Here is a 12,291-nt window from a genome sequence, read left to right as displayed (position 1 = left end):
TTTGTAGTGACTCCATAAAGTTAGGCCAAAGCGTGGCAACATTATTGTTGCTGCGCTTTTTTACGTAACAGGACCAGACAAAAAGACGTGAACGAAGCTGGGGAAGTGGAATATGCAAAACGATGTTTCCCGGAACTTACAGAAAAGATGCTGCGTGATAATTATGCTGAAATCGCCTTTGCCTATGACAATAATCAAGTACAGTACGTGAATTGGCAGGGGATGACGGGTACGCTTGTAACGTAAAAGGCGGTATTACATATTGATCAGTTTACTGGCTGTATTGTGGCAGGAATCGAAGGCGAGAGCGTTCACCATGAATGAATACCTATGAAATTTCGATGATAGGAGATTTTTAAGGAGGAGTGTACATGAATACAGCAATTATAAGCGGAAATCTGGGACGAGATCCTGAACTGCGATTTACGACAAAGGGGAATGCCGTGGCAAGTTTTAGTGTAGCTGCTGCATCAGATTACGTTAAATCCAATGGAGAAGGGACAGAAATAACGGATTGGTTGAATGTGGTATGTTGGGGCAAGTTTGCTGAATCGGTGGGAAATACGTTGTCTAAAGGGGATAACGTATTGGTAAAAGGCAGAATCAGTACACGATCCTACGAGGCGAAAGATGGGATAAAACGGTATGTAACTGAAATTATTGCAGATTACGTCAGTCGAAATATAACGAATGATGAAAAAATACAGAAGAATGACAGTAGTTATGATCACTACGGGTCCGATGTAAATGAAGAAGAAATCCCATTTTAGTAAAAGGGAGCAATAGTATGAAAACTACAAAAAAAACGATTTGTAAATGTGGGTATAGTACCTGTTTAGAAGTAAATAGTAGCAACGGCATTAAGATATATCGTCTGGTATGAATACATCACCAACATAAATAAAAGACAAGATACGTGATTTGTTTTCACATATCTTGTCTGAAAGCAGAGTTTCATCGGACAATTAGTGGGTGTGGCCCCTTAATTTGTTAACAATTTGGGAAGTTTTTCGCATGAATGAAACGCTGCTTGGTTCTATTATAATACAAAATATTTAAAATAAAAGCATATATTTAGTAAATTTTTGTATATAAAAATAACAGTTAAGGAAGTAATTATAAAGTAAAATAACTGTATTTATTTATAATTAAAGGCTGCCCGATAACTAAAAAAACAGTATGAGGCGGACAAAAATAGTTTGATGCAAAGTAGGCAGTATGCAGAATATGAAGAATCGGTTTTATGGCAATTAAAATTCAGGCATAAAGAAAATACAATTGACTGTCCTGTAATTATGACAGCGTTGTATTATATGCCAAATAGGAAGTCGTGGCCGGACTTGACAGGATTGCTACAGGCAACGTGTGACATATTGGAAAAAGCGGAGATCCTTGCAAATGACAGACTTGTTGTTGGTTTTGGTGACAGCCGGATAGCAGGGATAGACGAGCAGAATCCTCATGTAGATAAGAGACAAAACTGCTTTCTGATAATGTGTTTTTTGCGCCTTTCAGCCATATGGCGAGCCATTGGCCGAGCGTAATGTTATAATCCACATGTGGGGCAGCTTGTACTGTTTTAAGGTATGTTTCTTTATTTTCAGTTGCTTCCTTGAACGTTTTTCCAAAAAAGAATTTGCGCTTGCCATCTATCGTGGCCGTTGTTTGGTATCGACCATCAGCGCGCTTTTTGTGTTTTTCTGCCATAAAAATCAGCTCCTTTAGATATAGTGAATAAAGGGCTGATATGATATAATAAAAAAGTAATCAGCCCATTTTAGACGGTGGTGCGATTGCGTTTTCCCGTTACTGGTTGCCGCCGATGACGGGATTTTTTATTTTTCTATAATTTGAATATAGCGTTCTAATTCTTCCTTTTCGTATTTTGCAATCAAAGAAATTAATGTTTGGGGATTATTGTTGTGCGTATGATATTCGTTAAAACAGTTGTAATATTCGCGGCGATCAGTGAATTTTATATCGACTGGTAATAGACCATTTTTGATAAGTTCGAAATTTAAAAGCAATCTGCCAGTTCTTCCATTCCCATCAATAAAAGGATGAATGGATTCAAATTCAAGATGAAAAAGAGCAACTGCTTCAATAATATGTTTTGTTTGGTTCCATTCTTCATAATGCTGTATAAGTTGTTCTATGGCTGGTGGTACTAAATAAGGTTGCGGTGGGGTATGAAGAGCACCAAGAATACGGACTGGAACATTTCTATATTTTCCGCGATTTTCCCGATCATTCATTAGAACAAGGGAATGAATTGCTTTAATGGTTTGTTCTGTTAGTGGTTCATTATGGGAGGCTAAATCAATAATATAGTAGAAGGCATCTTTAAAACCAATAACATCAAGATGGTCACGCAAAGGTTTTTCTGCAATTGTTATGCCTTCTTGCAGAATTAAAGCGGTTTCCCGTAGTGTTAGTGTATTACCTTCAATGGCATTGGAATTGTACGTTGTTTCGATAATAAATTCATCACGCAGCCGTTTTAATTCAGATTTATTTAAAGGACGTAGGCTTCTTAATTTGATTTCTAACTCATTAATTTCGGTTAGTATGTTATTCATAAAGTATTCCTTCCTTTTTATATTGCAAGTAAATTACTATGTTTTTTATGGCTGTTGTTGTTTATGTTTATTAATTATGTGTTGCATGAAGTCCTGTCCTTCTTTTGTATCAATAATCATTTGATTGCCTAGTCCATATTCAATAACTTTTTGGGCATCCCGATCAACAACCACAACATATTTTTGAAGTAAATGTGCATTAAAACTATTGGTAGCTCTTACACTACCTATAACTAAGGCAAGATTTTTACCATTATAATTTTCAAGTTGTGCTGTATCATCTTGTTTAAAATCAGCAGAGTCAGGGTCTTTTAAATTTTGTTTTACATACTGTTGTACAGTATATATGATCGCACCCTTATCTTTTTCTAATTGTTCTGCAGGTGTTAATTGTTTGGGTTGTGAATCACCACATCCTCCTGCTAATAAAGACATTCCCATAAAAATAGCTGTAAAAATAATCATTAATATTTTTTTCATACTTTGCCATCTTCTTTCTAAATAATAATTTCTAATAGATGAAAATATTTTCTAATATTGTTGACTGGCTAGCATTTTTACATTGGATTAAAAAGATTAAGCAACAACGAAGAATTGGATATCGGGTAAATCGGATTCTTTGATTTCATGATTGTGTAATAAATGTTCTAAGACATCTGCATGGGCGTCGGAATTAAAATTACCATTTTGAATATGGCTTATTTCATGTAAAACACCTTTTACTTGTACATCATGATCGACGAGAGAATTAACAAAAATAGTATACGTCCCATCTGTATTTGTATGGGTTAATGCCTTAATCTCAACTGGCATAGATTTGTATATAAGAATCACGTTCATTAATCATCGATACCTTCTTTTTTCTTTAATTCATTAATCATATTTACGATAAATTGAATATCTTCTTTTTTTAGATTTTTAGATGCATCAAAAAGAATTCTTCCGTTGGGATTGGTACGAAGGGCTTCGGTAAGAATAGCAACTTCTGGATCGTTGTAGTAGCCGACGGATTGTGAATTTGGTGTTGCTATGTTTGTTGTAGGAGAGTGTTTTTCTACGAGAGCGGATTTATTAATATTAAAATAATTAGCCAATATCTCTATTTTATCAATTCGAGGATACTTTTTAGCATTTAGCCATTCGGAAAATGTAGAATATTTAAACCCCAAGTCTTTACATATCTCAGCTCTGCTTTTATCATGTAATTTCATATAATATTTTATGTTATCCGCCATAACTTGTTTATTGCCTAAATAGCTCATAAAACAATACCTCCTTTTTATATGTATTATATTACACTTTAAACAGAAAAAATCAATATAAAAATTAAAATATTACACTTAAAATGGTTATATTACATTTTAAGTGTAATATAATCGTATACAGAAAGGAGGTGGCGACATGGGAATTACCTTAAAAACCGCTAGAACGAATAAAAAAATGCGACAAATTGATGCCGCAAAAGCACTTGGTGTCAGTGTATATACAATACAAAACTATGAACCTGGCAAAACATATCCAGATGTTCATATGCTCAAAAAAATAGAAAAGTTATATGGCTTTCCTTATTCCGAAATTATTTTTTTACCCAAATATTACACTTAAAGCGTAATATTTGGGTAAAGAGGAGGTGAGAGAAGATGGAAGAAAATGAACAAACAATTCAGTTGCTAAAACAACTAAATGGTAAGGTAGACAAACTTACGCTTGTGCTTCTCATTAAATATGAATACCCATCTTAATTTTAAAAACTTGTATAACCAGTATGAAAGCTTAGGACAAAATAGTGTCATGGAAGAAAAATATAAAGAAATGATGCGTCTTTCTGAGTTGCCGCCGAGGGAGGGATTACATGTTCCTTAAATTTGCACGATGGATACACCAAAATATAGCTGATATTTGCATGGTAATCGGTGTTTTTGGCGCGGTTGATGTGTTGTTTTCATGGACAGTCGGATATTGGTTAGAAGGGTTATACGGTATGAAATTTCCTATTGATAGTTGTTGGCAAGGGCTTACCGCTATGGGAGCGGGACTTGTCGGTTTGTTTACCCATTTAATTAATTCGGCACTTAATAGTCCTAGGGGAGTGTTTCCGGATATAAAACAACAAAATGGAGGTAATAATAAATGAAACTAGGAGATGATTTACATGAACGTAATTGACATATCTGATTGGCAGGAAGGTCTTAATTTTGACGATTTACGAAATAACGGTGTAGATGGCGTTGTCATCAAAATTGAAGAAGGGCAGCAGGAAGATGCTGACTTTGAAACATTCTTGCAGGATGTAGAAAACGAAAGCTTACCTTGGGGCGTATATCTGTTTACCCATGCTACGACACCAGATAAAGCAGAGCAGGAAGCAAACGACTTGCTTAGTTATTTATGTGGCCGTGTGCCTCCTTTAGGTATATGGTACGATATTGAAGCTGACGAATGCTTTGCAGATGGCGTAGATACTACGGCATTATGCAGTGCGTTTATTTGTACCGTCAATAACGCAGGGTTGAAGTGTGGTGTGTATGCCAGTGATGGTAAATTTGGTGATGCAACCAATGCAATCAATCCAAACTTATTAGCGGACTACGTTCCCTATTGGATTGCAGAATATGGAGTATCGCAATGTGATTTTCCATCTCAATATCCGAACAAGCACATGGCAGCATGGCAGGATAGTGAAAATGGGAATATTGACGGAGTGAATGTTGATACGGATCAATGGAATGATATGCCTGAATAATTTTATGGTTAACAATTAGGAGGTAATAATTATGTTAGAAGAAGTAAATGCAGTACAGACAATAGATGCAGCAATACCGGAAGCAACTGTACAGGATACGCCAGCAACTAACACTACAGTAGAACAGGATTTGGCTACGGTTCGGGCCAAAAAAGATGAATTGATTGCAGCCGGGGAAACGCTGTTCAAGGATGAAATTGCATCGCTGGAAGAAAAAGAAAAATCCTTGACTGCTCAAATCGAGACAGAAGCCAAGGAAACGGAAACCCAAATTGTTACGGCGGAAACGTCTTTCCGTGAAAAGTATGGGAACATCATGGTAAACGGAATTGAGATTATAGGGATCGGTGCTATTATTTATCGGCTGTTCTTTTTCTAAGGAGGTGATATGTATGCAGGAAAAAGCAAAACAAATTATAGCCGATTATTTCAATGAGTATGGTAAAGTTCCAGGAGATAAACCAGTTGGCACAGACCACGTACATATAGTATGGTTTTGTAAAACATTGCAGAATTGGAAGGCATTGGCAATAGTAGACCTTATGAAAGGTACTATGTATTATGAAATCACGCATAATGGGGATAAAAACGAAACATACGTCGATGTATATAAAAAATGTAACAATTTTACAGTTCAATAAAAATGATCAATAATTATATTAAGGAGGTAATCTAATGTGGATAAAAAAACTTGGATTATTGCTGTGTTGCTTGTTGTTCTTGTCGCTTCCGGTGGCTGGTTATTGTACCGACACTACAACAGTGCAGGAACCGCAGACGGTCGTAGTGCAATTGACACAGTGGAACAAATTGAAAGAAACGATAAATCAGCAGGACATGACGTTGACAACGCTGCAGACCAAATTAAATCTGCTCAGTCAGAACTCGACAGGGCAGGAACAGACGTTGATGACGCTCAACAGTCAGCTGACCGATTGCAAGAGTCAGTTCAATCTAATCAAGACACAATTGGCGAATGCAACAATCTCGTTGAATCAGGCCGAGCAGGCATTGCAGCAGAACGAAGTATTATCGCAAACGTTGACCAAGCAAATCAAGGGACTGGAACATAAAATTAGTGTTTTGCAGCGGCAGCGTGATATGTGGGCTGCCGGATGCGGTATCTTGGTGGGTGTTGTGATACATGATAAATTAGTATAAGAAAAATTCTAGATAGCATTTCATATATCAAAAAAATTTACTGTTTTATAAACCCCGGAGAGTTCCGGGGTTTATTTTTGTGGAATTATACGAATTCAATTTGTAACATGGCCAATAGGTTATTGGATGAGTTATAATGTGGAACATTTGTTTTAAAATGAAAATTATTACATACGGTGTATAAGTGATAATATATTGAGTACTTACTTTTAGATAGAAGCTCTTTTTTATTTTTATTAAGAAGTGTATAATAATTTTAAATTATATTGTATGTTTTTAGTTTGATAAAATTTTGTTAAATTTAGCGTGAAGGGGAGTTTGAATATGAAATTGGCGATTGTTCATATTAGTGATTTTCATGTTAATGATAAAGATCAAATTATAAATGAAAAGATAGAAAAATTTTTAAATTCTCTAAATGTATTGAGTCATATCGATAAATATATTATTGCTTTTTCTGGAGATTTAGCATATTCAGGTGAAATTACTGAATATAAGAAATCTCGATATGTGATAGGAAAAATAATTGCGGGAATAAAAAAAAAAAATAATCAAAAATTTATTGATATGTTAATTGTACCTGGAAATCACGATTTAACTTTAACGAAAGAAGTAAGAGATAATATTATTATACAGGGTTATTATGATAAAAATTGTATAGAATCAATTGTTGAAAATGAAATAAAATTACTTGATAATTTTTATACTTATTCTCATGCGAATTTTAAAAAACCTAATGATAAGATTATTGATAAACGCTTTTGTAGATATAAGGATTATTGTATACAATTTAATTTGATTAATACGGCTTTGTTTTCTACACTTAATCCTGATGATAAGGAATTACATTATTTTCCTCAAGATAAAATGAACGTTTTAGATAAGGATGATGAGGCAAATTTATGTATAACAATAATGCATCATGGATGGGAATGGTTTAATCCTAGATATAAATCCAATTTAGAACATTCAATTCTGAGTAATTCGGAAATACTATTATTAGGTCATGACCATTATGCCGATACAAAAGCTATTTCAAATAAGGAAAGTTTTGAGACTTGGATATCGTGTGCAGGAGCAATGAATTTTTCTGAATTAAATTTTTCTGATTCATTTAATAGTATTATCATTAATACAGATGATAATACTTTTTGTGGCTATATATTTAATTGGAATTATAGAGAAAAAATATTTATACATGAACTGGTAATAGAAAATAAAAATCTTCTAAGTAAAACTAGAAAATTAAATCCATTGCAAAGTTATGTTAAGACAATGAAGGAAGATATTTATTACTATTCAAAAGATTTTACGCAATATTTTGTTTTTCCTAAGTTAATTAGCGAACATAAAAATGAATTTGGTAAATATGAAGAAATAAAAACGGGTGAAGCGTTACTTGAATATATTGATCAGAAAAAGAAAATATTAATTTTAGGAGAATCTAATTCTGGAAAATCAACTCTTCTTAAGTATCTGTATTTGGTTATGACCAAGGATAAGTTGCCATTGTTTCTTTTTATTGATTCTGCAACTAAAATTAATTCAAAAAATTTTATTAGACGATTATTTGAGGATCAATATGGTGATAACTCTATTTTATTTGAAAAATATCAACAAACAGAAAAAAATAAAAAAGTTTTAATTGTTGATGGATGGGAACAATTAAAAGAAGAAAATAAAAAACAATTGCAAAAAGTAATTGAAGTTAATTTTGATTTTATTATTTTTAGTGCAAATGAAGAACGAAAAAATATTGTAGAATTAGTTGAAAACGAAATTGTTAAAGCTGATTATTTTGAAGAATTAAGAATAAAACCTTTTTTTGCAGAAAAACGTAGTCAACTTGTGAAAAAAATATGTTTACTTAATAGTACATATACTAGTGAAGATGCAGACGGGGTAAATAAGCTAATTGATAGATTGGTTTATAATAATAGTAATTTGTTTTCATTAAATCCTGGATTTATTATTAGATATACAGATTACTTTACTAAAGAACATTATTGTGACTATACAAAAGGGGAGGCAATTTTTAGTCAAATATTTGAATATGAATTACATACTTCTATTATGAGAGTATCTAAAGATGCTGATATTAATCAGGATTTTATCGTGTTTGAAAAAATAGCAGGATATATGTATGAACACCGCAAAGACATTTTAAAGCAAGAGGAAGTACGAGATATTGTTGACAAATATAATGCACTCTATGGCATGAATGTATATTTAGCACAGATATTAAAAATTGGTGAACAAGCAAAATTGTTTAAAAACACGGAGGATTGTTCAATTTATTTTGTAAATAAAAATTATTTAGCATATTTTATAGCTAAGCATCTTTTAAGAGTTTTACAAGACGATAAGTCTACAGGTAATTTATTGATACAATATGCGCTTAAAAATATTTGCTTTGGTATTAATTCAGATATTATTTTATTTATTTCGTATTTGTCAGGTAATACAAAAATTGTAATGTTAATTGCTCAATATGCTGGCGAACTTCTTTATCCATGGAAGGAATTTAATTTAAATGAAAGCAATATATCATTTTTAAAACAGCGTAAGTTTGATCGAATAACAACTCCAACGCCAAAAGATCATGACAATATGAAACAAAACCAAGAGATTGCTGAAGAAAGAAAATATCAGGATTGTACTATTGAGGCAAAAGGATTATTTGAATATAATGAAAAAGATATTGATGAATATCCCTACAGACTTATTAGAGCTATTAAATATACGGAAATGATATGTAAAGCTTTACCTGCTTTTAATAGTAGCATCCTACTTGAGCAAAAAAAACATTTAGTTGAATTGATTTATTCATATCCACATAAAATTGTATTTGCTATGTTAGAACCTATTGATGAACAAATTGATATAATATGTGAGAAATTATTAAAAATTATTAAGAAAAAAAAGATTGAGAAAAAAGAAGGTGTTTTATATAATGAAGAAGATATACGTGAAATGTTTTCTCAATTTGGACTCTCAATGATATTGAATACATATGATCATTTTTCTGAACTTTGTACAAGTCAAAGAACAATTGAACTTTTGTTAACAAAAGAATATAAAGAACTGAATAAAAATATAGAAAGATTAATGATAGTTGAAAATTTAGGAGATACTGAAAAATTTATAAAAGAGGCGGAAAAGGTAATCAAAAATTTTGATGTTAAAGCTTATTATATAGTGGGACTTATCGCACGAAAACATTTGATGTGTAATCCACAATTGTCATATACTAAACGTCAACAAATAATAGACAAATTTTTTTTAGGAAAACACACAAAAACAAACTTATTAATGTCTTCTTTACAGAAAGAAAAAATATAATAGAAAGAATATCCTAATACACTTTTTAAAATAAGAACAAATGTTTGTATTGTAATTACTATCATGTTATACTAATACTAGACTAGTCAGAATCTATTATTATGAGGTGGTTGTAAACGAACGAGAAATTTTTAAATCAAATTATATGCGGTGATTCCATCGAATTGTTACAGCAGCTTGAAGATAATTCCGTGGATGCAGTTATTACAGATCCGCCATACTGTAGTGGTGGACAAACTGCAAATGTACGGGCACAAAGTCCGTCCAGCAAATATGAACAATCAGATAATAAAATTGTCCATCGTCCGGATTTTGTTGGTGATACCATGGATCAACGTTCATGGCTGCATTGGTGTATATTATGGATTACGGATTGTCAGCGGATTCTTAAGCCGGGTGGGTATTTTCTTATGTTTACTGATTGGCGACAAATGCCGACGGCTTCAGATGCGCTGCAAATGGGCGGCTTGATATGGCGTGGTATTGTAGCATGGAATAAAGGACTTGGGGCGAGAGCCCCGCACAAAGGCTATTTTCGACATCAATGTGAATACATTGTATGGGGCACGAATGGAAAGTGTCCTAAAGCTCAACATGCAGGACCGTATCCCGGCTGCTTTAATTTTCCAGTAAAACAAAAAGATAAGTTCCATTTGACCGGAAAGCCGACACCACTCATGGAAGAACTGGTACAAATTGTTCCGGAAAGGTCAGTTATTTTAGATCCATTTGCGGGAAGCGGTACGACGTGCGTGGCAGCCAAGAAACATAACCGGCAATATATTGGATTTGAGAAGACTGAAGTATATTATGATATTGCTGAGAAAAGAATAATGAATGCTATATAGCTAAAAGGCCCTATTTTAAATAGGACCTTTTTTGTGCATAATGCAAAAAATTTACAAAAGGTGTAGATAAGGGTGTAGATGAGCTGTTTTTTCCCGTATATACAAAAACAACCATGCCGCGCAAACGGCATGGTTATCATACTTTTTATGGTGGACCACCAGGGGCTCGAACCCTGGACACCCTGATTAAGAGCAAAGCAGAGGCTGTTTTTTTGTGTTCGTGTGTGTCTCTTATAGTGCATGGTTGACGCATTTCTTTAATTATATGAGATGGTTGTCAAATGCGCGTTTTAATGGTTTGCGGTAGAAACTGCGGTAGAAAGATTAGCATCTTTTTTTTCTGGTCGTGCAATTTTTTCCATGGCATCTGCGGTAATGGATGCCATTCTGTCAGTAACATGTTGATATAAATTTTGTGTTATCGTAGTGGATGAATGGCGTAATTGTCGGCTAACATATTTTATGTCAATATTAGATTCAAGTAATAATGTAGCAGCGGTATGGCGGAGATCATGAGCACGAATGACAGGTAGGAGGTCATCTGGGTGAGCATTATTATAGGTGTTAATTACTTTATGTACGACAAAGTAGATATAATGAACGTCATATGGGATACCTATATCATTTGATAAAATGAAATTGTCATCATGATAAGCCTGTCCGAGTTTTAGGTGATATGTCTCATATTGCAATTTTCGTTTATCTAATAATTCACATACATATTCTGGTAATTTAATGGTGTTCTCTGAGGCTTTTGTTTTAACTGTATCGAGCACATGCCAGCTTTTACCTGCCTTTTCACAATATTCGTATGCAGTAGTATCAAAACCGGTCATGTCTCGTCGGCAAAGGTTGTGTCGAATAAAAAGTTTTTCTGCGTTTTTATCATAATCTTGCCAACGAAGTCCACAGGATTCTGAGCCTCGAAGCCCACATAACATTCCTAATGAAATAATTAGATTATATAAAATCCCCATTTTTTCAGATTGGCGCAATAATAAGATAGCCTGATTTTGATCATAAGCCTGAGCTGGTGATTCGGTGTTTTTTGGTGCATCGGAAGAAAGTACTGGATTTTTGAATATAATGTCCCATTTAACGGCTTTATTTAATGCAGTTCTCAGCACTCTATAAATAATACGAACAGATGATGCAGATAGGCCATCATTCATCATTTTCTTGTACATCTTTGTTAAAGCAAAAGCTTTTAAATTATCAATTCGAACATTTCCGATATATTTATTGATTTTGGTGCAGCAATATTTATAATTTTCATAGGTTCCTAGTGCATGTGATGGTGGTTTTATAGATGTATCCAACCATTGATCTAAAAATTCGTGTATCGTGGGAGCAGTATTTCTGTCTAAAATTGATTCTCCACTATCACGAGCTACGATTAATCTATGTTCAAGGCGTTCTGCTTCTCGAATTCCTGTTCCGGCTTGATACCATTTTTTTTTCCATTTACCTGAAATACTTTTGTAATTGATGATAACATAATATTTTCCACTTTTTTGAGTTATCATAAAAATCAGCTCCTTTGAGTATGTGAAATAAAGGGCTGATATGATATACTTAGGAAGTAATCAGCCCATTTTAGCGAGTGGTGCGATTGCGT

The 12,291-nt window shown here is 33.5% G+C and carries 16 protein-coding genes; 11 read left to right on the top strand and 5 right to left on the bottom strand.

Annotated features, from left to right (window positions below; genetic code table 11):
* Nucleotides 1-87 precede the first annotated feature (87 nt).
* The 3 genes from BLR11_RS14055 to BLR11_RS14700 all read left to right on the top strand — a co-directional run bounded on the left by BLR11_RS14055 (nucleotide 88) and on the right by BLR11_RS14700 (nucleotide 1,544).
* Nucleotides 88-246, top strand: a complete 159-nt coding sequence (locus BLR11_RS14055; protein WP_176762822.1) for a hypothetical protein — start codon at nucleotides 88-90, stop codon at nucleotides 244-246.
* A gap of 125 nt (nucleotides 247-371) precedes the next feature.
* Nucleotides 372-770: a single-stranded DNA-binding protein gene (locus tag BLR11_RS01155; RefSeq protein ID WP_091647441.1), complete on the top strand. Its 399-nt coding sequence runs from the start codon at nucleotides 372-374 to the stop codon at nucleotides 768-770.
* Between the two features lie 432 nt (nucleotides 771-1,202).
* The gene (locus BLR11_RS14700; protein WP_425433747.1) at nucleotides 1,203-1,544 is read left to right on the top strand and encodes a RusA family crossover junction endodeoxyribonuclease; all 342 of its coding nucleotides are present in this window, start codon (nucleotides 1,203-1,205) and stop codon (nucleotides 1,542-1,544) included.
* Between the two features lie 291 nt (nucleotides 1,545-1,835).
* Here the strand turns inward: BLR11_RS14700 and BLR11_RS01145 are convergent, their stop codons facing one another.
* The 4 genes from BLR11_RS01145 to BLR11_RS01130 form a co-directional block, all read right to left on the bottom strand.
* Nucleotides 1,836-2,579: a Fic family protein gene (locus BLR11_RS01145; RefSeq protein WP_176762821.1), complete on the bottom strand. Its 744-nt coding sequence runs from the start codon at nucleotides 2,577-2,579 to the stop codon at nucleotides 1,836-1,838.
* A 45-nt stretch (nucleotides 2,580-2,624) separates the two neighbouring features.
* On the bottom strand, nucleotides 2,625-3,059 hold the full coding sequence (locus BLR11_RS01140) for a hypothetical protein (RefSeq protein ID WP_091647437.1): 435 nt from the start codon (nucleotides 3,057-3,059) through the stop codon (nucleotides 2,625-2,627).
* A 96-nt stretch (nucleotides 3,060-3,155) separates the two neighbouring features.
* Nucleotides 3,156-3,419 (bottom strand): hypothetical protein, encoded by a 264-nt coding sequence (locus BLR11_RS01135; RefSeq protein ID WP_091647435.1) that lies wholly within the window; start codon nucleotides 3,417-3,419, stop codon nucleotides 3,156-3,158.
* Nucleotides 3,419-3,841: a helix-turn-helix domain-containing protein gene (locus BLR11_RS01130; protein ID WP_091647434.1), complete on the bottom strand. Its 423-nt coding sequence runs from the start codon at nucleotides 3,839-3,841 to the stop codon at nucleotides 3,419-3,421. The genes BLR11_RS01135 and BLR11_RS01130 overlap by 1 nt, the downstream gene beginning before the upstream one ends.
* Nucleotides 3,842-3,980: 139 nt before the next feature.
* On the opposite strand from BLR11_RS01130, the gene BLR11_RS01125 reads away from it, so the two are divergent.
* From BLR11_RS01125 to BLR11_RS01090, 8 genes are all read left to right on the top strand, one after another.
* Nucleotides 3,981-4,184 carry a helix-turn-helix transcriptional regulator gene (locus tag BLR11_RS01125; protein ID WP_091647432.1) on the top strand — a complete coding sequence of 68 codons (204 nt, stop codon included), beginning with the start codon at nucleotides 3,981-3,983 and terminating at the stop codon, nucleotides 4,182-4,184.
* Nucleotides 4,185-4,431: 247 nt separating this feature from the next.
* Nucleotides 4,432-4,713, top strand: coding sequence for a hypothetical protein (locus BLR11_RS01120; protein ID WP_091647347.1), 282 nt, complete (start codon nucleotides 4,432-4,434; stop codon nucleotides 4,711-4,713).
* 18 nt (nucleotides 4,714-4,731) lie between these two features.
* Complete coding sequence (locus tag BLR11_RS01115) at nucleotides 4,732-5,322, top strand: GH25 family lysozyme (RefSeq protein WP_176762820.1); 591 nt, start codon at nucleotides 4,732-4,734, stop codon at nucleotides 5,320-5,322.
* A gap of 31 nt (nucleotides 5,323-5,353) precedes the next feature.
* Nucleotides 5,354-5,701: a hypothetical protein gene (locus BLR11_RS01110; protein WP_091647428.1), complete on the top strand. Its 348-nt coding sequence runs from the start codon at nucleotides 5,354-5,356 to the stop codon at nucleotides 5,699-5,701.
* 13 nt (nucleotides 5,702-5,714) lie between these two features.
* Nucleotides 5,715-5,963, top strand: coding sequence for a DUF6275 family protein (locus BLR11_RS01105; RefSeq protein ID WP_091647427.1), 249 nt, complete (start codon nucleotides 5,715-5,717; stop codon nucleotides 5,961-5,963).
* 34 nt (nucleotides 5,964-5,997) lie between these two features.
* The gene (locus tag BLR11_RS01100; protein WP_091647425.1) at nucleotides 5,998-6,483 is read left to right on the top strand and encodes a hypothetical protein; all 486 of its coding nucleotides are present in this window, start codon (nucleotides 5,998-6,000) and stop codon (nucleotides 6,481-6,483) included.
* 324 nt (nucleotides 6,484-6,807) lie between these two features.
* A complete protein-coding gene (locus BLR11_RS01095; RefSeq protein ID WP_091647423.1) occupies nucleotides 6,808-9,825 on the top strand; it encodes an STAND family AAA ATPase in 3,018 nt (1,005 codons plus the stop codon).
* Nucleotides 9,826-9,989: 164 nt separating this feature from the next.
* On the top strand, nucleotides 9,990-10,673 hold the full coding sequence (locus BLR11_RS01090) for a DNA-methyltransferase (RefSeq protein WP_218118680.1): 684 nt from the start codon (nucleotides 9,990-9,992) through the stop codon (nucleotides 10,671-10,673).
* A 290-nt stretch (nucleotides 10,674-10,963) separates the two neighbouring features.
* On the opposite strand, the gene BLR11_RS01085 is transcribed toward BLR11_RS01090, so the two are convergent.
* The gene (locus tag BLR11_RS01085) at nucleotides 10,964-12,199 is read right to left on the bottom strand and encodes a tyrosine-type recombinase/integrase (protein WP_091647420.1); all 1,236 of its coding nucleotides are present in this window, start codon (nucleotides 12,197-12,199) and stop codon (nucleotides 10,964-10,966) included.
* Nucleotides 12,200-12,291: the final 92 nt, after the last annotated feature.

The organism is Megasphaera paucivorans (assembly GCF_900103535.1).
In the GTDB taxonomy this organism is placed as follows: domain Bacteria; phylum Bacillota; class Negativicutes; order Veillonellales; family Megasphaeraceae; genus Megasphaera_A; species Megasphaera_A paucivorans.
Note: the sequence above shows the minus strand (reverse complement) of the source record. Positions and strands in the feature narration are given on the sequence as shown.

What these genes read in the sequence shown, in the direction of transcription:
- BLR11_RS01100 (WP_091647425.1), top strand. Translation starts at nt 5,998, where the DNA reads ATGTGGATAAAAAAACTTGGATTATTGCTGTGTTGCTTGTTGTTCTTG.
- BLR11_RS01095 (WP_091647423.1), top strand. Translation starts at nt 6,808, where the DNA reads ATGAAATTGGCGATTGTTCATATTAGTGATTTTCATGTTAATGATAAA.
- BLR11_RS01105 (WP_091647427.1), top strand. Translation starts at nt 5,715, where the DNA reads ATGCAGGAAAAAGCAAAACAAATTATAGCCGATTATTTCAATGAGTAT.
- BLR11_RS01115 (WP_176762820.1), top strand. Translation starts at nt 4,732, where the DNA reads ATGAACGTAATTGACATATCTGATTGGCAGGAAGGTCTTAATTTTGAC.
- BLR11_RS01140 (WP_091647437.1), bottom strand. Translation starts at nt 3,059, where the DNA reads ATGAAAAAAATATTAATGATTATTTTTACAGCTATTTTTATGGGAATG.
- BLR11_RS01120 (WP_091647347.1), top strand. Translation starts at nt 4,432, where the DNA reads ATGTTCCTTAAATTTGCACGATGGATACACCAAAATATAGCTGATATT.
- BLR11_RS01155 (WP_091647441.1), top strand. Translation starts at nt 372, where the DNA reads ATGAATACAGCAATTATAAGCGGAAATCTGGGACGAGATCCTGAACTG.
- BLR11_RS01110 (WP_091647428.1), top strand. Translation starts at nt 5,354, where the DNA reads ATGTTAGAAGAAGTAAATGCAGTACAGACAATAGATGCAGCAATACCG.
- BLR11_RS01125 (WP_091647432.1), top strand. Translation starts at nt 3,981, where the DNA reads ATGGGAATTACCTTAAAAACCGCTAGAACGAATAAAAAAATGCGACAA.
- BLR11_RS01135 (WP_091647435.1), bottom strand. Translation starts at nt 3,419, where the DNA reads ATGAACGTGATTCTTATATACAAATCTATGCCAGTTGAGATTAAGGCA.
- BLR11_RS01085 (WP_091647420.1), bottom strand. Translation starts at nt 12,199, where the DNA reads ATGATAACTCAAAAAAGTGGAAAATATTATGTTATCATCAATTACAAA.
- BLR11_RS14700 (WP_425433747.1), top strand. Translation starts at nt 1,203, where the DNA reads ATGCAAAGTAGGCAGTATGCAGAATATGAAGAATCGGTTTTATGGCAA.
- BLR11_RS01145 (WP_176762821.1), bottom strand. Translation starts at nt 2,579, where the DNA reads ATGAATAACATACTAACCGAAATTAATGAGTTAGAAATCAAATTAAGA.
- BLR11_RS01130 (WP_091647434.1), bottom strand. Translation starts at nt 3,841, where the DNA reads ATGAGCTATTTAGGCAATAAACAAGTTATGGCGGATAACATAAAATAT.